The following is a 17,844-nucleotide window of genomic DNA, read 5'->3' as shown; positions in this document are numbered from 1 at the left end:
GCGCCGGTGATGTCCTCAGCGCCCCTGAGTGACGAGTCCGTGACAGTCGTCGGTGCCGGCATCGGTGGGCTGGCGACGGCCGCCGCCCTCGCCGACAGCGGTGCCGACGTGACCGTACTGGAGCGCCACGCCCATCCCGGCGGCCGGACCGGTCGCATCGAGGACGACGGCTTCACGTTCGACACCGGCCCCTCGTGGTACCTGATGCCCGACGTCTTCGAGTGGTTCTTCGACCGCTTCGACCGCTCGCCGGAGGACTACTACTCGCTGACCCGCCTGGATCCCAACTACCGGGTCTTCTTCAAGGACGGCGACCGCGTCGACGTCCCCGCCGACCCCGACGGGGTCCGCGAACTCTTCGAGTCCTACGAGACGGGCGCGGGCGCGGCCTTCGACACCTACCTCGACGAGTCCGAGTTCGTCTACGACGTCGGTATGGAGCGGTTCGTCTACGAGGACCGCCCCCGGTTTCGCGACTGGGTGGACACCGACGTGATGCGCTCGCTGCCCGCCGCCACGCTCGTGAAGTCGATGGACGACTACGTCGGCCAGTTCTTCGACCACCCGAAGCTCAAGCAACTCGTGCAGTACACGCTGGTCTTCCTCGGCGGGTCGCCGTACAACACGCCCGCCATCTACACGCTGATGAGCCACGTCGACTACAACCTCGGCGTCTACTACCCCGACGACGGCGGCCTCTACCGCGTCGTGGAGGCCCTGGCCGACCTCGCGACCGAACTCGGCGTCGACGTCGAGACAGGCGTCGACGTGACGGGCATCCAGCCGGGCGGCACGCGGGGCCTGCAACTGGAGACTCCCGAACGCGCTCGCGACGCCGACACCGTGGTCGCCAACGCGCCGCCGGCCCACGTCGAGCGCGACCTCCTCCCCGACCGGCACCGCGACCACGGGGACCGCTACTGGGACTCCCGGACCTACGCCCCCTCCGCGTACATGCTCTATCTCGGCGTCGAGGGCAGCGTCGACCCGCTGGAACACCACACGCTCGTCCTGCCGACGGACTGGCGGAGCCACTTCGAGGCCATCTTCGACGACCCGCGCTGGCCGGACGACCCCGCCTACTACCTCAACGTCCCCAGCGCCACCGACGACACCGTCGCGCCCGACGGCCACGAGACGGTCGTCATCCTCGTCCCCATCGCGCCCGGCCTGGACGACGGCCCGGACCAGCGCGCGCGGTTCCGCGAGCAGGTGCTGGCCGACGTCGCCGAGCACACCGGCGTCGACCTGCGCGGGCGCATCGTCACCGAGCACGAGGCCAGCGTCCGGACCTTCGCCGAGCGGTACTCCGCCCCGGGCGGCACCGCGCTGGGGATGGCCCACACGCTCACCCAGACCGGCCCGTTCCGGCCCGGCCGCCGCGCCGATGCGGTCGACGACCTCTACTACGTCGGCGGCTCGACGACGCCCGGCATCGGCGTCCCGATGTGTCTCATCAGCGGCGCGCACGCCGCCGACGCGGTGGCTGACGACCGCTCGCCGGCGCGCTCGCTCCGGGACCGCGTCTCGCTGGAGTTCTGACCGCTCCGGGCGTTCGGCAGGCTCTTACACCTCCACTCTGTACCACGCCCAAATGGTAACAGCCGGGACGCTCGCGACGCTTCTGGTCGCCGGAGTCGCCAGCCTCTTCATGGCGTGGGCAATCGGTGCCGGCTCCTCGGGGTCGACGCCCTTCGCCCCCGCGGTCGGTGCCAACGCCATCTCCGTGATGCGGGCCGGCTTCTACGTCGGGATACTGGGACTGGCCGGCGCGGTCCTGCAGGGTGCGAACGTCACCGAGGCGGTCGGGAAGGACCTCGTCCTGAACCAGCCGCTGACGCCGACGGCGGCCATCATCGCGCTCGTCGTCGCCGCCGTCCTCGTCGCGCTCGGGGTGTTCGAGGGGTACCCGATAGCGACCGCGTTCACCGTCACGGGCGCCGTCGTCGGCGTCGGGCTGGCACTCGGCGGCGACCCCGCGTGGGCGAAGTACCAGGAGATAGCCACGCTGTGGGTGCTGGTCCCCTTCGTCGGCGGCGGCGTCTCCTACGCCACCGCCCGCCTGCTCCGGACCGAGGGCATCCCCGAGAGCCTGCTCGTACCCGCTCTCGCGGGCCTGGTGGGTCTCATCCTCGCGAACATCCGGTTCGTCTTCCTCGGCCCGGCCGGCGCGCAGCGCTCGGTCGCCGAGACGGTCGCAGCGGACCTGGGCGGCACCCTCGGTGCCCGTGTCGCCGTCTCGCTGGCGCTGGCTGTCGCGCTGGCGCTCCTGCTGGCCTACGACATGCGGGGCGACGAGGCCCGCGGCCAGCGGCACTTCCTGCTCGCGCTGGGCGGGCTCGTCGCCTTCTCCGCCGGCGGCAGTCAGGTCGGGCTGGCGCTCGGCCCGCTCCTGCCGCTGACCGACACGGTCGGCATCCCGCTCGTGCCCCTGCTTTTCGGCGGCGGACTGGGGCTGTTGCTCGGGTCGTGGACCGGCGCGCCGCGGATGATAAAGGCGCTCTCGCAGGACTACTCCTCGCTCGGCCCCCGCCGCTCCATCGCCGCGCTCATCCCCTCCTTCGCCATCGCCCAGACGGCCGTCTTCTTCGGGATTCCCGTCTCCTTCAACGAGATTATCGTCAGCGCCATCATCGGCAGCGGCTACGCGGCCAGCGGCGACGGCGGCGGCGAAGTCTCTGTCTCGAAGATGGGCTACACGGTGCTGGCGTGGATTGGCTCGCTCGTCGGCGCGTTCGCGGTCAGCTACGGCGCGTTCGCCGTCGTCGACGGCCTCCTAATCGGGTGAGACCTCGCTGGTCTCGGTGTCGTCCGCCTCGTCGGCCTCCTCGCCGTCTTCGCCGGTGAAGCCGCTGATGCGCGCCTTCATGATGCGGGTGTTCTCGACCTGCTCGACGCGTATCTCGACGCCGTCGTATTCGATGACCTCGCCCTCCTCGACCAGGCGGCCGGCGCGGTTGAAGATGAACCCGGCGATGGTCTCGAACTCCTCGCCCTCGGGGATGTCGATGCCAAGGGTCTCGTTGACCTCGTCGACGTTGACCTCGCCCTTGACCAGGACCGTGTCCTCGTCCAGGAACTCGATGGGCTCCCGTTCCTCGCCCTCGAGTATCTCGCCGACGATTTCCTCGGTCAGGTCTTCCATCGTCACCAGGCCCTCCGTGGTCCCGAACTCGTCGATGACGATGACCATGTGCATGCGCTCGTCGCGCATCTCCGCCAGGAGGTCGTCGACGTTCTTCGACTCGGGGACGTGCAGCGTCGGCTCGATGACGTCCTCCAGGTCGATGTCCCGGTCCAGTTCGCCGTAGTTGAGGTCCCGGACCAGGTCGCGGATGTGCGCGACGCCGATGACGTTGTCCAGGCTTCCCTCGTAGACGGGGATGCGCGCGTGGCCGCTCTGGATGCACGTCTCCAGGGCCTCCTGGATGCTGGCGTCCTTGGCGACGGCGGTCATGTCCAGCCGCGGGGTCATCACCTCCTTGGCGATGGTGCGGTTGAACCGCAGCGTGCGCTGGAGCATCTCGCGTTCCTCCTCGTCGAGGACGCCCTCGCGCTCGCCGGTTTCGATGATGTCGCGTATCTCCTGGCGGGTGACGTAGGACGTCTCGATGGCGCTGCGGCCGCCGGTGACCTTGTTGACCACCCGCGTCAGGTAGTCGAAGAGGACGACCAGCGGCAACAGCAGCGTCTCGGCGAGTTTCAGCGGCCGGGAGATGCGCAGCGCCCACGACTCGGTGTTCTCGATGGCGTACGACTTCGGCGCGCTCTCGCCGAACAGCAGGACGAGCGCGGTGATGCCGACCGTCGCCAGCACGACCGCCAGCCCGCCGTTGCCCAGGTAGAAACTGAGCAGTCCCGTCGCGATGGAGGACATGGCGATGTTGACGAGGTTGTTGCCGACCAGAATCGTCACGAGCAGGCGGTGTGGGTCGTCGCGCAGGCGCTTGAGCACCGTTCCCGCTCCGCCCCTCTCGGCCAGCGACTCCACGCGGTGGGAGGCGAGCGAGAACATCGCTATCTCCGAGGAGGAGAAGAAGGCAGACAGCGCGAGGAGCACGACGATTGCGACTGCGCCGAGTCCGACGAAGGCCGTGTCGCTCACTGCGATGCCAAATACGTCTACGGACACCGGCACAGCGGCGACCACGGCGGCGGTAGGGGCCCCCATTGACGTTTGGGATTGACAGCGGGCAGGATTAAGAGTTGTCATGATTTCGAGGGCGAGGCCCTGGGGCCAAACCCTTACACCGCTCTCGCTCCAACGGTCCACTATGACAGCCCAATCGCTGACGCTCTACCGCCTGCAGGCCTGCCCGTTCTGCGAGCGCGTCGTCCGACTGCTCGACGAGTACGACCTCGACTACCAGTCCCGCTTCGTCGAACCGATGCACTCCGACCGCGACGTCGTCAAGCGCGTCAGCGGCAAGCGGACCGTCCCCGTCCTCGTCGACGAGAACACCGGCGCGACGCTCACCGAGAGCGCCAACATCGTCTCCTACCTGGAGGCCACCTACGGCGGCGACGCCGAACCGACGGCCGCGGCCGAACCGGCGACGGCGGGGGAGGGGTCGTAGATGGACCTGGGCTTCGACGTCGTCGACCTGCCCGAGACCGACCACGTCGCCGAAGGCGAGACGGCCCCCGACTTCGTCCGCCCGCTCGTCAACGACGAGTTCTGGGAGGACGTCGCCCTGTCGGACCTCACGGCGGACGGCCCCGTCGTCCTCGTCTTCTACACGATGGACGGTGCCTTCCCGGCGACGTACATGTGGAACGAACTCCGGGACCGCGACTTCGACGACTACGACGCCACGGTCGTCGGCCTCTCCATCTCGACGCCCTACGAGCACAAGACGCTCATCGAGGAGCGGGGGATGTCCTTCGACCTCTTCTCGGACCCGAAAAACGAGGTGGCCGAACAGTACGGCGTCGTCAACGACCTCGATGGGATGGCCGGCATCAGCGAGCCCCGCCCGGCGACGTTCGTCATCGACGGCGACCGGACGGTCCAGTACGCGTGGGTCGCCCAGGAGTGGCCGGACTTCCCCGACTACGACGCCCTGGAAGCCGCCGTCGAGGACGTCGTCTGACGATGCAGACGACCGACGCGAGCGTCGCCGCCGCGGCCGTCCGCGACGGCGAGTTGATCGCCTACCCGACGGAGACGGTCTACGGCCTGGGCGCGGACGCGCTCGACCCCGACGCCGTCGCGGCGGTCTTCGACGCGAAGGGGCGGGACCGCGACGACCCGATATCGCTCGCGGTCCCGACGGTCGACGCTGCCGCGGAGTACACCGACCCCACGGACCGCGAGCGCGCGTTCATGCAGGAGTTCCTGCCGGGCCCGGTCACGGTCGTCCTCCAGCGCCGGTCGATGGTCCCCGACGTCTTGACCGCCGGCCGCGAGCGCGTCGGCGTGCGCGTCCCCGACCACGACCTCGCGCTGGACCTGCTCGCGGAGGTCGCGCCGCTGACCGCGACCAGCGCCAACGTCAGCGGCCAGCCAAGCGCCCGCCGGGTCGCGGACATCCAGGGCCCGCTCCGGGACCGTCTCGCGGTGGTCCTCGACGGTGGCCGGACGCCCGGCGGCGGCTCCACCGTGGTCGACGTCGAGCGCGGCGAGGTACACCGGCGGGGCCACCTCGCCGACGAGGTCGCGGACTGGCTGGAGCGCCACTAGCCGCCGAGGAGCGACCGCAGCGACCGGGTCCGCGTCCCGCAGTCGTCGCTAAACTCGCAGGGCCCGCACCTGGCGTCGCTGTCGACGCGGGCCGGCGGCCCGTCGATCGTGTCTGCGGTGCGGACCGCCTCGCGGTACTGCGCGCGCCGCCGAGTCGTCATCGAGACCTCGCGGACGACGCCGTGGGCGGGGTACTCCGCGAAGACCCGTTCGACGGCGGTCTCCCGCTCCCAGGACAGCGCCTTGGCGGCCGCGACCAGCCGGACGCTCTGTGGGTGCCAGACGCCCTGTTCGGGCGGCTCGCCGGCGAAGACCAGCGAGACGGTCGGCTCGTCGGCCAGCAGTTTGTGTGCGATGCCGCGACACTCGCGGCCGGAGAGCAGCACGTCGCGGTCGTCGGGGTCGACGAGTCGGTCCCAGATGTCGAGTCGAGCCTTCGCACAGCCCAGGCTGGAGCGGTACTGGGTGGGCGTCACCGCAATCGGCGCGTCCCGGAGCGCGTCGTCGTCGGCGAGCAGCTCCTCGTACCGGAAGGCGAGGTCGCGGCGGCGCTTCACCGCAGGTGGAGTCGACGGGCGCTCTGGCTGTCGGCGTCGGTAGTACAGTTTGCGTGGGCAGTAGGCGGCAGTGGCGACGTCGCGGAAGCCGTGCATGGGACGGGCTGGCCGCGTTATGGATGATAAGGGTCGGGGTCAGAAGTCCACGTCGACTTCCATGCCCTCGGTCGCCTCGTCCAGGCCGTCCTCCCGGGTGTCCGCGGTGAGGCGGACGGCGATGTCGGCGTCGGTCAGAATCTCCTCGAACTCGGTCCGGAAGCGCTGGCTCACCCGCTGGGCGCGGTTCTCGGCGGCGATGACCTCTCGGGCACGCGAGACTGTGCCGGGGTCGACGTCCAGCCGGGCGGCGACTCCCTCTGTCGTCGCGTCGTCGAGCAACCGCCGGACGGTCGAGAGGTCGACGTCCCCCGCGTCGTCCTCGCGGACCAGGTGCAGGTCCATCCGGGCCTCGAAGACCGCCTCGACGGGGATTCGCAGGACCGTCGCGATGCCGTCGTCGCTCTCCCCGTCGTAGAACCGCCGGACGACGACGCGCAGCGCGTGGTCGTCGAGTTCCGTGTCGAAGTCGAACCGCTCGCGCATCTTCCCGATGGTCCCCTCCAGCCGCTCGTTGACAGACCCCGCCCGCAACAGGGACCCCCGCTGCTCGGACTGGGACTCCGTCACCGTCTCGTCGTCGGCCACGTCCATGAAGATGTCCCGGAGGTGCTCTGTTTTCTCGTCCATTGGATAGTTACTCAGACGATTTGTGTTTAAAAAGCTACGCCCCCGTGCGTTACCACGTCATGACACAATCTCACACGGTGGGTCGACGGCCGTCGGGCGGTCCACGTGACAACGCTTATGCGCGTCGCCCTCACCGTGTGAAAACATGGCATTGCTGCAAGCGGACGCGGTGACGCGGCCGACGTTCTGGCAGATCGGGTCTACAGGGAAGGCCGTGTTCTACTATCTGGCGGCGCTGGCGATTCTCGTGCTGGTCTACGGCGTGTACCAGCGGGTCACCCGCTACAGTCAGGGGCGCGAGGACCCGTTCGAGCGGCTGGACGCCCTCCCCGGCCGCATCCTCTCGGCGGCCCGTCTCGCGCTCTCGAACCGCAAGCAACTCGACCGCGACGTCGTCGCCGGCGTGATGCACGCGTTCATCGTCTGGGGCTTCCTGACGCTGCTCATCGGCACGACCATTCTCGGCATCGACATCGACTTCTACCGGCCGCTGACCGGCGAATCGTTCTTCGTCGGCGACTTCTACCTCTCCTATTCGCTGGTGATGGACGCGCTCGGGCTGCTGTTCGTCGTCGGGCTGGGCGTGGCCATCTACCGGCGCTACGCCGCCCGCACTGCCCGCCTGTGGGGGAAGCACACGAGCCGGGAAGACGACCTGTTCGTCTGGTCGCTGTTTCTCCTGGGCATCGGCGGCTACCTGACCGAGGGCGTCCGCATCCTGGGGACGAGCGCGACGCGCGACGTGAGCTTCGAGACGGTGAGTTTCGTCGGCTGGGCCGTCAAGGACTGGCTCGCATTCGCCGGGATGACGCCGGCGATGGCAACCGACTTCTATCCGATTACGTGGTGGAGCCACGCCCTGCTGGCGCTGTGGTTCGTCGCCTGGGTGCCCTACGCCAAGCCGTTCCACATGCTCTCGTCGTTCGCCAACCTCGTCACCCGCGACGAGAAGGCCGGCTCGCGGCTGCCCGGCGTGCCGCTGGACCCGCAGGCCGACACGGCGCTGGAGGACGTCGACGACTTCACCTGGAAGCAACTGCTCGACCACGACGCCTGCACGAAGTGTGGCCGCTGTTCGAGCGTCTGCCCGGCCAACGACGCCGGGCGGCCACTTGACCCCCGGGACGTCATCCTCGATTTGAAGACCTACCGCGAGGAACGCGACGCCGGCGGGGAGGAGCTACCCATCGTCGCCGACGGCGGGACGAGCGTCATCGACTCCTCGACGATGGAGTCCTGTCTGTCGTGTATGGCCTGCATGGACGCCTGTCCGGTCGACATCGAACACGTCCCGCAGTTCACCGAGATGAACCGGCAACTCGTCGAACAGGGTGACGTCGACGGCCACGTTCAGGACCTCTTCCAGAACGTGATGCAACAGGGCAACACCTTCGGTGACAGCGCCCGCTCCCGACCGGAGTGGACGGACGACCTGGACTTCGAGGTTCCGGACGCGCGCGAGCAGGAAGTCGAGTACCTCTGGTACGTCGGCGACTATCCCAGCTACGACGAGCGCAACCGCGCGGTGGCCCGGTCGCTGGCGCGGATCTTCGAGCACGCGGGCGTCGACTACGGCATCCTCTACGAGGACGAGGTGTACGACGGCAACGACATCCGGCGGCTGGGGGAGGAACTGCTGTACGTCGAGCAGGCCTCGCAACTCATCGCCGCCTTCGAGGAGTGCGAGTTCGAGCACGTCGTCTGCACGGACCCCCACTCCTACAACACCATCACCAACGAGTACTCCGACATCGACTTCGGGGAGTTCGCGGACGACCCGATGCTGGAAGCGCCGGTCGAGGGGTACTGGAACGCCGACGGTGAAATCGGGATTCACCACTACACGCAGGTCGTCGAGGACCTCGTCCAGTCTGGCCAGTTGTCTGTGCCCGGTTCGCTCGACCGCACCGTGACGTACCACGACCCGTGTCACCTGGGGCGGTACAACGACGAGTACGAAGCGCCGCGGGAACTCGTGCGAGCGACGGGCGCGGAACTGGTGGAGATGCCGCGCAACCGCAACAACTCCTTCTGCTGTGGCGGGGGTGGCGGCGGCCTCTGGATGGACTTCGAGGAGGACCACAAACCCAGCGAGGAGCGCCTGCGGGAGGCCGTCGAGGACACCGGCGCGAGTGACGTCGAGCAGTTCGTCGTCGCCTGCCCGATGTGCGTGACGATGTTCGAGGACGGGCGCAAGACCGGCGGCTACGAGGACGACCTGGAGATTGTGGACCTCACGGAACTGCTCGTCGACGCCATTGAGGCGTGATTAGACCTCTGTGGGGTCGAGCCGCGGAACGAGGCCGTCGAAGTCGTCGTCGAAGGTGAGGACGGAGTCGATGTCGCGAGCCTCGACCAGGGCAACGGTCGTCGCGTCCGTGACGCTCAACCGCTGGTCGTCGTATCGCTCGAGGACGCCGACGGCACGGTCGAACACGGTGCGGTCGACGAACACGAGTTCGACGACGTCGTCGAAGTCACCACGACCGAGCATGCGGTCACTGACACGCATCGCCGGCTCGTAGCTCGTCCGTCGGCGGGTCAGCGTCACCGTTTCGTCGTAGATGTAATCGCTCGTGTACGGCTTGCCGTACGTCCCCGACGCGACGGCCGCCATGGCCTCCGAAGCGCTCTCGTGGCGTTCGGTATCTCGGTCGTGCTGGGCGTAGAAGACGCCAGTGTCGACGAAGACGCTCACTCCGGTGACCCCTCCTCGTAGAGCACCGTGTCGATATCTTCCTCGGCAACCGGGTCGCCGGACGCGGTCGTCCCCGACAGCCACTGCTCGACCGCTTCCTCGGAGAGCCCCTCCCAGTCGTCGCGGAACGAATCGACGAGGGCGTCTTTCGACGCGAACTCGCGGGCGACGATACGGTCGAGTAACTCCTGCTGTGTCACTTTTCTGCCGGTCTCGAGTTTTATCTCGGCCTGCAACCGCTCCAGGCGGTCTTTCGTCGCCTCGCCCACCTTTATCGAGGTCGCCATACCTGCCAGTAGCATTCTCTACCTGAAGTTACTTTCCACGCTACTGGTGGCGTCCGTGACCCGGCCGGGTCTGCTGACGACGGGGCTGGTTGTGGCCGTGGTCGGTCTGCTGGCGGGGTTGCGTCTGGCGCTCGCGGTGTGGCTGGTCGTCTCCCGGGTGCTCGACGCTCGTCCCGCACGCCCGGCAGAACGTCTCCGCTCCGAGTTCGTCGTTGCAGTTCGGACACCGAACCATGGGCGGGCGTGGTCCGGTTCTCGGGTATAAACCCTCGGCCGTCGGCGGGCGACGTTGCGGGTCCGATGTCGGGAGTGACCCCCGGTCACCACTCACAGCGCGGCCAGCACGTCCGCGCCGTAGAGGGTCAGTCCCGCGAGGATGAGTTCGAACGAGAGCGTGCCGAGCGCCGACAGCGCGACGAAGGTGCGGGTGTCCATCTCCGCGAGGCCGGCGGGGATGGTGAGCATCCCGCGGGTGAAAAGCAGGGTGTTGCTGACCGGCACGACCAGCGGTCCCCAGCGGTCGAACCAGGACTCGAAGCGGTCCAGGCGGTCCTCGCCGACGGTCACCCACCGGCGGTTGTGGATCACCTCGCGACCGCCCCGCTTCGCCAGCAGGAAGAGGGCAGTCTGGCCGATGGTCGCGCCGACGACGGCGACGGCGAGGATGGCGGCGACGTCCGCCGTCGACTCGGCGAGGAAGAGGACGGCCGCCGGGACCAGGCTCTCGCTGGGCGCGAAGTACAGCAACATCGCGCCCTCGATGATGAACACGGCAAAGAGCGCGGGCAGGCCATATTGGTCGAGCAGCGACCGCGCCGTGTCGGTGGTCCCCTCCGGGAGGCTCACGACGCCGGTCTGGAACAGCACCACGACGAGGAGGGCGACGACGACCGTCCCGCCGACGGCGTAGCTCACGCGCGTGCCCGGCAGCGAGACGCCGGTACCTGCGTCGTTCTCACCGTCGGGGTGTTCCGATGCCATCTGCTCCTCCCTTCGCCGAGGTCCGTCAAACGTTTTCTGCTTGCTGAATCCGTCGCTCGACGTACCACCCGGCGAGTACCGGCGTTGCGATGACGCCGACGACGATGACGAGGCCGTAGGCGAGCCAGACGACGTCCGGCAGCGCGACGGCGCGGTTGACGACACCCAGAGCGCCCAGCAGTAGCGCCGTCACGCTGAGAAAGTCGCCGACGAACTCCGCGGTCAGTTCCGGGTCGGCGACGGGCGTCGTGACGCCGACGGCCAGCGAGGCGAGTTCGAGCCGTCGCATGGCGAGTCCCACCCCCAGCACGACGGCGGCGACGAGAAGCGGGGAGTCTCCGGCCATAATCGCGTCTCGGTCGTCCGCCCTGGTATAGCTACTGGAGCGACACGGCTTTGCCGCCGCCGTGACAACGCCGACTATGGACCTGACACGTCGCCCGCGCCGCCTGCGGACCGACGGCGTGCGCCCGCTCGTGCGCGAGACGGAGCTGTCGGCGTCGGACCTCATCGCACCGGTCTTCGTCGACGCCACGACCGACGAGCGCCAGCCCATCGAGTCGATGCCCGGCCACGAGCGCGTCCCGCTCGACGAGGCCGTCGCCCGCGTCGAGGAAGTCCGGGAGACCGGCGTCGAGGCGGTCATCCTCTTTGGCATCCCCGAAGCGAAGGACGAGCGCGGCACCCGCGCCTGGGCCGCGGACGGCGTCGTCCAGGCGGCGACCCGGCGCATCAAAGACGAGACGGACGCCTACGTCATCACCGACGTCTGTCTCTGTGAGTACACCAGCCACGGCCACTGCGGCGTGCTGGAGGAGGGGGCAGCCGAGGAGCCGACGCTGACCGTCCGCAACGACGAGACGCTGGCGCTGCTCGGACAGATTGCCACCTCCCACGCCGACGCCGGCGCGGACATGGTCGCCCCGTCGAGCATGACCGACGGGATGGTCGGCGCGATTCGGGAGTCCCTGGACGGGGCCGGTCACGACGACGTCGCCATCATGAGCTACGCCGCGAAGTATGAGTCCGCGTTCTACGGCCCGTTCCGCGACGCGGCCGACGGCGCACCCGCATTCGGCGACCGGCGGCACTACCAGATGGACCCGGCCAACGCCCGTGAGGCCGCTCGCGAGGTCGCACTCGACGTCGAGCAGGGCGCGGACGTGCTGATGGTCAAGCCCGCACTTCCCTACCTCGACATCGTCGCGAGCGTGCGCGAGCAGGTCGACCACCCCGTCGCGGCCTACAACGTCTCCGGCGAGTATGCGATGCTCCACGCCGCCGCCGAGAAGGGCTGGCTCGACCTGGAGGCGGTCGCTCACGAGTCGCTGCTGTCCATCAAGCGCGCCGGCGCGGACCTCATCCTCACCTACTTCGCCGAGGACGTGGCCGCGCAGTTGTAGGCTACTGACCCGACGACGACCGGTCGGCGCCGGCGACGGGCAGGCGGGCCGCGACGGTCGTCTCGCTGCCGCGGCGCTCGTAGCTGAGACGGCCGCCGTAGTTCTCGACGACCCACTTCGCCAGCCACAGCCCCAGACCGCTGCCGTGGGAGAGCTGCGAGAGCGGCCGGTCGTCGAACACGGCGGCCCGCTCGTATTCGGGGATACCGGGCCCGTCGTCGGTGACCGTCGCGACGGCCTGGTGACCCTCGACGGCGGCCGCGACGCGAATCGTCGGTGCGACCGGTCCCTGGCCGTTCGCTCGCCCGGCCGTCCCGTGTTCGACGGCGTTCTCGACGAGCGCGTCGAGCGCGTCCAGGAGGCGGGCGTCGGCCTGGACCGGGAGCGACTCCGGCAGGGCCGTCTCTATCGTGGCGTCGGAATCGCGGCGGTGGCTCCCGACGACGGTCCGGAGCGCGTCGGCGAGGTCGACCTGCTCCTGTCCGGTCGGCACCGACCCCAGCATGTCCTCGACACGACCCGCGGCCCTCGTCAGTTCTTCGAGGTCGGCGACCGCGTCGCGGGCACGCCGGGCCTGCTCGCGGACGTACTCGTCCTCCTCCTCGACGAGCAGCGCCTCCGTCGCGGCGAGAATCCGCGAGAGGTCGTTGCGGAGGTTGTGCCGCAGGACGCGGTGGAGCACCTGGTGGTGGCGCTCCCGGCGGCGCTGGTCCGTGATGTCCGTGTAGACGGCCAGCCCGTGCTGGCTGTCGCCGCGCTCGAAGGGGACCCCGCGGTAGAGGAACTCCCTGATTCCGTCGGCGGTCCGCCGGGAGACGGTCGCCCAGTTCGCCTCGCCGTCGGCGGTCCGCCGGTCGAAGCTCGCGGCCTCACCTCTCCTGTGTTCGGGCACGATGAACTCGTTGAGCGACTCGCCGACGATGACCTCCCGGTCGTAGCCGAAGACGTCGACGAACGAGGGGTTGACCGCCCGGACTACCGGGACGCTGTCGACTATCTGTACCTCCGCCACGGCGTCCGTACTGAGTTCGAACAGCAACCCGTAGCGGTCGCTGTGGGGCCGCCGGGCGCTCGCACCGCCGTCGCCGGTGCCGGGTCGCCGTCGTTCGTCTGCTCCCGACTCGGACTCGTTTTCGACCATGGTCTCGCTGTGGATTTTCGCCCGTTTCGCGGGAATCCTCCGCACACGTCGGAGAGTTACGCGAAACGGTTCACGGATATACCCGAACGGGTTCGAATACTTAACACCGGGTACGCTGGCAAATATTCGCGGGCTGACCGTCTGCTGCTCCGCCGGGCGCGCTTGCGCGCAGTTCGGCCCTGACGGGGCCGTTCGGCCGGTTTCCCACTCGACAACTGTCCGAAAAATACCTTTCGTACGTCTATTATCTGGACGATTTACAACCTTATATCGATAATATACTTCTGAATACTGGACGAACGTCTTCTATTTCGACTGTATATCTGGTTCTGTAAAGCCAATCCTTATATGGATGCATTCCGGTACGGTATCCCGTGAGAAGGACAACGATATCGTAGGTTTCGCGAGAAAAGTTGGACAAACGAATACGCAAAAACGAAATCACAACAAAGGTGAGAAATAAGAAATGAGTGCAGTACCCCTACAGATCGACACCGCGACGCTACTGAGTAGCATCAACAACATGTGGATACTGGTCGTATCGTTCCTGATCTTCTTCATGCACGCCGGCTTCGCCATGCTCGAGGCGGGGCAGGTGCGCTCGAAGAACGTGGCGAACCAGCTGACCAAGAACCTCCTGACCTGGAGCGTGGGGGTGTCCGTGTTCTTCCTCCTGGGGACTGGCATCGCGTCGCTGGCCTCCGGGCAGGGCTTCTCGGCGGCCTTCCAGTCCAGCGCCGACGGCTGGATCAACTGGCTATACGGTGCCGTCTTCGCCATGACGGCGGCGACCATCGTCTCCGGGGCAGTCGCCGGCCGCGCGAAGCTCCGCGCGTACGTGACCTACACGTTCCTGCTGGCGGCGGTCATCTACCCCGTCGTCATCGCCTTCACGTGGTCGGCACCCGGTGCCGGCCTCGTCGAACAGCTGACCGGCACGGCCTTCACCGACTTCGCGGGCGGGATGATCGTCCACGGAATGGGCGGCATCGCCGGCCTGACGGCGGCGGCGATTCTCGGACCCCGCCTCGGCCGCTTCAACGACGACGGCTCGGTGAACGTCATCCCCGGTCACTCCCTGACCTTCGCCGTCCTCGGGACGCTCATCCTGGCCTTCGGCTGGTACGGGTTCAACGTCGGCACGTCGGCCATCTTCAGTGACGGCGCGCCCGTCATGGAACAGCTCGGCCGCGTCGCCATGGGCACGACGATTGCGATGGCCTTCGGCGCGATGGGTGCCGGACTCGTCGCCTGGGCAAAGTCCGGGAAAGTCGACACGCTGTACGTCGCCAACGGCCTGCTCGCCGGCCTGGTGGGTATCACGGCGATCCCCCACACCACGTCCTGGTGGGGTGCAATCGTCGTCGGCAGCCTCGCCGGTGCGCAGCTCCCCATCGTCTTCAGCTTCGTCGAGAAGACGCTCAACATCGACGACGTATGTGCGGTCTTCCCGGTCCACGGGAGCGCCGGCGTGCTCGGCACGCTGCTGTTCCCGTTCGTCGCCGCACCCGGCGTCGTCGATTCCGTCGCCAACGCGTTCATCGCGCAGGTCGTCGGCGTCGTGCTCATCGGCGGCTGGACGCTGACCATGACTGCCCTCATCTGGTACGTCCTCAAGCTGGTCGGGCAGGCACGCGTCACGCCCGAACACGAGCAGGAAGGACTCGACATCTCCGAGCACGGCGTCGAGACCTACCCCGAGTTCGGTGGCGACGAAGGCGTCATCGCCGACGGCGGCCCAACCTTCAAGACCGATGGCGGCGCTGACATTACGGACGGTGATGCAGAATGACTGAAATCGAGATGGTCGTCGCCTACATCCGCCCGGACAAACTGGGCGACGTCAAACAGAGCCTCGCAGAGGCAGGCGCACCGTCGCTGACAGTCACCAACGTCTCCGGCCGCGGCTCCCAGCCCTCGAAGAAGGGGCAGTGGCGCGGCGAGGAGTACGTCGTCGACCTCCACCAGAAGGTCAAGGTGGAGTGCGTCGTCGCGGACATCCCGACGGACGACGTGGTCGACGCCATCGAGGACGCCGCCCACACGGGCGAACCCGGTGACGGCAAGATATTCGTGATGCCGGTCGACGACGCGGTCCAGATTCGCACCGGCAAGCGCGGCCCGGACGCCGTCTGAACGCCGGTACGCGCGACGCGTTAGCTTCTTTCGGGCCCCCCTCCAAGCGGGGTGTATGACTCACGAGCAGTCGCGGTCGCTGTACGACCGAGCACTCTCCGTGCTGTCCGGCGGCGTCAACTCGTCTGTACGGGCCATCCGTCCCTATCCGTTCTTCGTCGAGCGCGGCGACGGCGGCCACGTCATCGACGCCGACGGCAACCGCTACATCGACTACGTGATGGGCTACGGCCCGCTCCTGCTGGGCCACGACATGCCCGAGGACCTGCGGGCGGCAGTCCAGCAGAAAGCCAGCGAGGGCCCGATGTACGGCGCGCCGACGGAGGTCGAGGTCGAACTCGCCGAGTTCGTCACCCGCCACGTCCCGAGCGTCGAGATGCTGCGGTTCGTCAACAGCGGGACCGAGGCAACCGTCTCCGCCGTGCGCCTCGCCCGCGGCTACACCGGCCGGGACAAAATCGTCGTCATGCAGAGCGGCTACCACGGCGCACAGGAGTCGACGCTGGTCGAGGGCGAGGGCGACCACACCCAGCCCTCCTCGCCGGGCATCCCGGACTCCTTCGCCGAGCACACCCTGGCCGTCCCGTTCAACGACGAGGACGCCATCGACGCGGTGTTCGAGGAGCACGGCGACGACATCGCCGCCGTCCTCACCGAGCCGATACTGGGCAACTACGGCATCGTCCACCCCGTCGACGGCTACCACGAACACCTCCGCGAGGTCTGTGACGACTACGGCTCCCTGCTCGTCTTCGACGAGGTCATCACCGGCTTCCGCGTCGGCGGCCTCCAGTGCGCCCAGGGCAAGTTCGGCATCGAACCCGACATCACCACCTTCGGGAAGATAATCGGCGGCGGCTTCCCCGTCGGCGCAATCGGCGGTCGCGCCGAGATAATCGAGTCGTTCACGCCCGCCGGCGACGTGTTCCAGTCCGGCACGTTCTCGGGCCACCCGGTGACGATGGCCGCGGGGCTGGAGACGCTGCGCTACGCCGCGGAGAACGACGTCTACGACCACGTCAACGGCCTCGCCGAGGACCTGCGGGCCGGCCTGACCGACATCTGCGCCGACCAGGCGCCGAACTACACCGTCGTCGGCACCGACTCGATGTTCAAGGTTATCTTCACCCGCGAGGGGCCCGGCGACGTCGGCGACGACCACTGCGAGGCCGGCTGTCGCCAGCGCGAGGCGTGCCCGCGGTACGACCACTGCCCGAAGACGGGCGCGGACGTCAAGGCCGCCCAGACCGAGCGCTGGGAACGCCTGCACTGGCCCGCGATGAAGGAGCGGGGCGTCTTCCTCACCGCCAACCAGTTCGAGTCGCAGTTCGTCTGCGACGCCCACACCGAGGCGGACGTCGAGGAGACGCTGGAGGCCTACAAGGAGGTGCTGTGATGCCCGCCGACGACGACATCGCGCTCGACGAGAAGCGCGTCTACGGCGAGAAACGCGACGAGACCGACGCCTACGTCGCGAGCGCGCTCGGCGTCACCCGCGTCGAGGTCGCCGGCGATCAGATCGGCCGCTTCTCGCTGGCACGTCAGTGCAAGGCGACCGGCATCGCCGGCGGTGGCGGCCGCCTCGTCGTCGGCACCGACGAGGACGTGCTGGTGGGCACCGACGAGGGGTTCGCGGAGACGGATTTCGGCCCGGCCGCGGCGGTCGGACTGGCAGACGGGACGCCCGTCGCAGCCAGCCCCGCCGGCGAGGTCTCTCGCCTCGTCGGCGACGAGTGGGAGCAGCTGGGAACCGTCGCCCGGCCCCGCCGGATGGACGGCGACCTGCTCGCGACCCGCGACGGCATCTACCGCGTCGACACCGGCCTGCCCGCGCTCGGTGCCGGCCGCACGGTGCGTGACGTGGCCGCCGCCGGCCCCTACGCCGCGACGGCCGACGGCCTGCTCGCGTACGACGGTGAGGGCTGGGAGCGCGTGGCCGGCGGGGACTGCACGCTCGTCACTGCTGCGGACGACGGTCGGGCCCACGCCGTCAGCGAGGACGGCCTCCTCGTCCGCCGGGGCGACGACTGGCACCTCCAGGACATCCCCATCGACGCCGCCATCGCCGACATCACCCACGGCGAGAGCCTCTACGGCGTGACCGCGAACGGGTCGATGCTCGTCTACGCCACGGCCGACCTCACGCCGGACGGCCAGGCCGGCTGGCGCTCGCGCGCCCTCGGTGTCCGCGAGGCGGTCGGCATCGCCGTCCCGTAGCGGCCGGCCACGGAC

20 protein-coding genes are annotated in these 17,844 nt (G+C 68.5%); 11 read left to right on the top strand and 9 right to left on the bottom strand.

What is annotated here, in order from left to right; genetic code table 11:
- The first annotated feature begins 9 nt into the window (after positions 1-9).
- Positions 10-1,542 carry a phytoene desaturase family protein gene (locus WDJ57_RS10630; protein ID WP_338906200.1) on the top strand — a complete coding sequence of 511 codons (1,533 nt, stop codon included), beginning with the start codon at positions 10-12 and terminating at the stop codon, positions 1,540-1,542.
- Positions 1,543-1,594: 52 nt separating this feature from the next.
- The gene (locus WDJ57_RS10625; protein WP_338906199.1) at positions 1,595-2,788 is read left to right on the top strand and encodes an inorganic phosphate transporter; all 1,194 of its coding nucleotides are present in this window, start codon (positions 1,595-1,597) and stop codon (positions 2,786-2,788) included.
- On the opposite strand, the gene WDJ57_RS10620 is transcribed toward WDJ57_RS10625, so the two are convergent.
- The gene (locus WDJ57_RS10620) at positions 2,777-4,171 is read right to left on the bottom strand and encodes a hemolysin family protein (protein ID WP_338906198.1); all 1,395 of its coding nucleotides are present in this window, start codon (positions 4,169-4,171) and stop codon (positions 2,777-2,779) included. The two genes, WDJ57_RS10625 and WDJ57_RS10620, sit on opposite strands and share 12 nt — an antisense overlap.
- 103 nt (positions 4,172-4,274) lie before the next feature.
- On the opposite strand from WDJ57_RS10620, the gene WDJ57_RS10615 reads away from it, so the two are divergent.
- Genes WDJ57_RS10615 through WDJ57_RS10605 form a run of 3 tightly spaced genes read left to right on the top strand, consistent with a single transcriptional unit; the run spans position 4,275 to position 5,683 of the window.
- Positions 4,275-4,577 carry a glutathione S-transferase N-terminal domain-containing protein gene (locus WDJ57_RS10615; protein WP_338906197.1) on the top strand — a complete coding sequence of 101 codons (303 nt, stop codon included), beginning with the start codon at positions 4,275-4,277 and terminating at the stop codon, positions 4,575-4,577.
- Positions 4,578-5,093 carry a redoxin domain-containing protein gene (locus WDJ57_RS10610; RefSeq protein WP_338906196.1) on the top strand — a complete coding sequence of 172 codons (516 nt, stop codon included), beginning with the start codon at positions 4,578-4,580 and terminating at the stop codon, positions 5,091-5,093.
- A 2-nt stretch (positions 5,094-5,095) separates the two neighbouring features.
- Positions 5,096-5,683 carry an L-threonylcarbamoyladenylate synthase gene (locus tag WDJ57_RS10605; RefSeq protein WP_338906195.1) on the top strand — a complete coding sequence of 196 codons (588 nt, stop codon included), beginning with the start codon at positions 5,096-5,098 and terminating at the stop codon, positions 5,681-5,683.
- Here WDJ57_RS10605 and WDJ57_RS10600 read toward each other — a convergent pair.
- Positions 5,680-6,336: a CRISPR-associated protein Cas4 gene (locus WDJ57_RS10600; protein WP_338906193.1), complete on the bottom strand. Its 657-nt coding sequence runs from the start codon at positions 6,334-6,336 to the stop codon at positions 5,680-5,682. The genes WDJ57_RS10605 and WDJ57_RS10600 overlap by 4 nt on opposite strands.
- 39 nt (positions 6,337-6,375) lie before the next feature.
- Entirely contained in the window at positions 6,376-6,966 is a 591-nt protein-coding gene (locus WDJ57_RS10595; RefSeq protein ID WP_338906192.1) for a conditioned medium-induced protein 4, read from the bottom strand.
- Positions 6,967-7,111: 145 nt separating this feature from the next.
- On the opposite strand from WDJ57_RS10595, the gene WDJ57_RS10590 reads away from it, so the two are divergent.
- Positions 7,112-9,235 (top strand): (Fe-S)-binding protein, encoded by a 2,124-nt coding sequence (locus tag WDJ57_RS10590; protein ID WP_338906191.1) that lies wholly within the window; start codon positions 7,112-7,114, stop codon positions 9,233-9,235.
- On the opposite strand, the gene WDJ57_RS10585 is transcribed toward WDJ57_RS10590, so the two are convergent.
- The 5 genes from WDJ57_RS10585 to WDJ57_RS10565 all read right to left on the bottom strand — a co-directional run bounded on the left by WDJ57_RS10585 (position 9,236) and on the right by WDJ57_RS10565 (position 11,278).
- Positions 9,236-9,664: a type II toxin-antitoxin system VapC family toxin gene (locus WDJ57_RS10585; protein ID WP_338906190.1), complete on the bottom strand. Its 429-nt coding sequence runs from the start codon at positions 9,662-9,664 to the stop codon at positions 9,236-9,238. It lies immediately after the preceding gene.
- The gene (locus WDJ57_RS10580) at positions 9,661-9,951 is read right to left on the bottom strand and encodes a hypothetical protein (protein ID WP_338906189.1); all 291 of its coding nucleotides are present in this window, start codon (positions 9,949-9,951) and stop codon (positions 9,661-9,663) included. The genes WDJ57_RS10585 and WDJ57_RS10580 overlap by 4 nt, the downstream gene beginning before the upstream one ends.
- 40 nt (positions 9,952-9,991) lie before the next feature.
- A complete protein-coding gene (locus WDJ57_RS10575) occupies positions 9,992-10,186 on the bottom strand; it encodes a hypothetical protein (protein ID WP_338906188.1) in 195 nt (64 codons plus the stop codon).
- A gap of 92 nt (positions 10,187-10,278) precedes the next feature.
- Positions 10,279-10,932 (bottom strand): DedA family protein, encoded by a 654-nt coding sequence (locus WDJ57_RS10570; protein WP_338906187.1) that lies wholly within the window; start codon positions 10,930-10,932, stop codon positions 10,279-10,281.
- 25 nt (positions 10,933-10,957) lie between these two features.
- Complete coding sequence (locus WDJ57_RS10565) at positions 10,958-11,278, bottom strand: hypothetical protein (RefSeq protein WP_338906186.1); 321 nt, start codon at positions 11,276-11,278, stop codon at positions 10,958-10,960.
- A gap of 76 nt (positions 11,279-11,354) precedes the next feature.
- On the opposite strand from WDJ57_RS10565, the gene hemB reads away from it, so the two are divergent.
- Positions 11,355-12,335 carry a porphobilinogen synthase gene (gene hemB, locus WDJ57_RS10560; RefSeq protein WP_338906184.1) on the top strand — a complete coding sequence of 327 codons (981 nt, stop codon included), beginning with the start codon at positions 11,355-11,357 and terminating at the stop codon, positions 12,333-12,335.
- Between the two features lies 1 nt (position 12,336).
- Here the strand turns inward: hemB and WDJ57_RS10555 are convergent, their stop codons facing one another.
- Positions 12,337-13,476 (bottom strand): PAS domain-containing sensor histidine kinase, encoded by a 1,140-nt coding sequence (locus tag WDJ57_RS10555; protein ID WP_338906183.1) that lies wholly within the window; start codon positions 13,474-13,476, stop codon positions 12,337-12,339.
- 466 nt (positions 13,477-13,942) lie between these two features.
- On the opposite strand from WDJ57_RS10555, the gene WDJ57_RS10550 reads away from it, so the two are divergent.
- Genes WDJ57_RS10550 through WDJ57_RS10535 form a run of 4 tightly spaced genes read left to right on the top strand, consistent with a single transcriptional unit; the run spans position 13,943 to position 17,829 of the window.
- The gene (locus WDJ57_RS10550; RefSeq protein ID WP_338906182.1) at positions 13,943-15,268 is read left to right on the top strand and encodes an ammonium transporter; all 1,326 of its coding nucleotides are present in this window, start codon (positions 13,943-13,945) and stop codon (positions 15,266-15,268) included.
- Entirely contained in the window at positions 15,265-15,612 is a 348-nt protein-coding gene (locus tag WDJ57_RS10545; RefSeq protein WP_338906181.1) for a P-II family nitrogen regulator, read from the top strand. Before WDJ57_RS10550 ends, WDJ57_RS10545 begins: the two co-directional genes overlap by 4 nt.
- A gap of 55 nt (positions 15,613-15,667) precedes the next feature.
- The gene (gene hemL, locus WDJ57_RS10540) at positions 15,668-17,008 is read left to right on the top strand and encodes a glutamate-1-semialdehyde 2,1-aminomutase (protein ID WP_338906180.1); all 1,341 of its coding nucleotides are present in this window, start codon (positions 15,668-15,670) and stop codon (positions 17,006-17,008) included.
- Positions 17,008-17,829 carry an HVO_0234 family beta-propeller protein gene (locus WDJ57_RS10535; protein ID WP_338906178.1) on the top strand — a complete coding sequence of 274 codons (822 nt, stop codon included), beginning with the start codon at positions 17,008-17,010 and terminating at the stop codon, positions 17,827-17,829. The genes hemL and WDJ57_RS10535 overlap by 1 nt, the downstream gene beginning before the upstream one ends.
- The last annotated feature ends 15 nt before the right edge of the window (positions 17,830-17,844 follow it).

This window comes from Salinibaculum sp. SYNS191 (genome assembly GCF_037338445.1).
Lineage (GTDB): Archaea > Halobacteriota > Halobacteria > Halobacteriales > Haloarculaceae > Salinibaculum > Salinibaculum marinum.
This window is presented reverse-complemented; position numbering and strand designations above follow the sequence as displayed.

Coding starts and splice junctions, on each gene's coding strand:
- WDJ57_RS10630 (WP_338906200.1), top strand. CDS start 10: ATGTCCTCAGCGCCCCTGAGTGACGAGTCCGTGACAGTCGTCGGTGCC.
- WDJ57_RS10625 (WP_338906199.1), top strand. CDS start 1,595: ATGGTAACAGCCGGGACGCTCGCGACGCTTCTGGTCGCCGGAGTCGCC.
- WDJ57_RS10620 (WP_338906198.1), bottom strand. CDS start 4,171: ATGGGGGCCCCTACCGCCGCCGTGGTCGCCGCTGTGCCGGTGTCCGTA.
- WDJ57_RS10615 (WP_338906197.1), top strand. CDS start 4,275: ATGACAGCCCAATCGCTGACGCTCTACCGCCTGCAGGCCTGCCCGTTC.
- WDJ57_RS10610 (WP_338906196.1), top strand. CDS start 4,578: ATGGACCTGGGCTTCGACGTCGTCGACCTGCCCGAGACCGACCACGTC.
- WDJ57_RS10605 (WP_338906195.1), top strand. CDS start 5,096: ATGCAGACGACCGACGCGAGCGTCGCCGCCGCGGCCGTCCGCGACGGC.
- WDJ57_RS10600 (WP_338906193.1), bottom strand. CDS start 6,336: ATGCACGGCTTCCGCGACGTCGCCACTGCCGCCTACTGCCCACGCAAA.
- WDJ57_RS10595 (WP_338906192.1), bottom strand. CDS start 6,966: ATGGACGAGAAAACAGAGCACCTCCGGGACATCTTCATGGACGTGGCC.
- WDJ57_RS10590 (WP_338906191.1), top strand. CDS start 7,112: ATGGCATTGCTGCAAGCGGACGCGGTGACGCGGCCGACGTTCTGGCAG.
- WDJ57_RS10580 (WP_338906189.1), bottom strand. CDS start 9,951: ATGGCGACCTCGATAAAGGTGGGCGAGGCGACGAAAGACCGCCTGGAG.
- WDJ57_RS10575 (WP_338906188.1), bottom strand. CDS start 10,186: ATGGTTCGGTGTCCGAACTGCAACGACGAACTCGGAGCGGAGACGTTC.
- WDJ57_RS10570 (WP_338906187.1), bottom strand. CDS start 10,932: ATGGCATCGGAACACCCCGACGGTGAGAACGACGCAGGTACCGGCGTC.
- WDJ57_RS10565 (WP_338906186.1), bottom strand. CDS start 11,278: ATGGCCGGAGACTCCCCGCTTCTCGTCGCCGCCGTCGTGCTGGGGGTG.
- hemB (WP_338906184.1), top strand. CDS start 11,355: ATGGACCTGACACGTCGCCCGCGCCGCCTGCGGACCGACGGCGTGCGC.
- WDJ57_RS10555 (WP_338906183.1), bottom strand. CDS start 13,476: ATGGTCGAAAACGAGTCCGAGTCGGGAGCAGACGAACGACGGCGACCC.
- WDJ57_RS10550 (WP_338906182.1), top strand. CDS start 13,943: ATGAGTGCAGTACCCCTACAGATCGACACCGCGACGCTACTGAGTAGC.
- WDJ57_RS10545 (WP_338906181.1), top strand. CDS start 15,265: ATGACTGAAATCGAGATGGTCGTCGCCTACATCCGCCCGGACAAACTG.
- hemL (WP_338906180.1), top strand. CDS start 15,668: ATGACTCACGAGCAGTCGCGGTCGCTGTACGACCGAGCACTCTCCGTG.
- WDJ57_RS10535 (WP_338906178.1), top strand. CDS start 17,008: ATGCCCGCCGACGACGACATCGCGCTCGACGAGAAGCGCGTCTACGGC.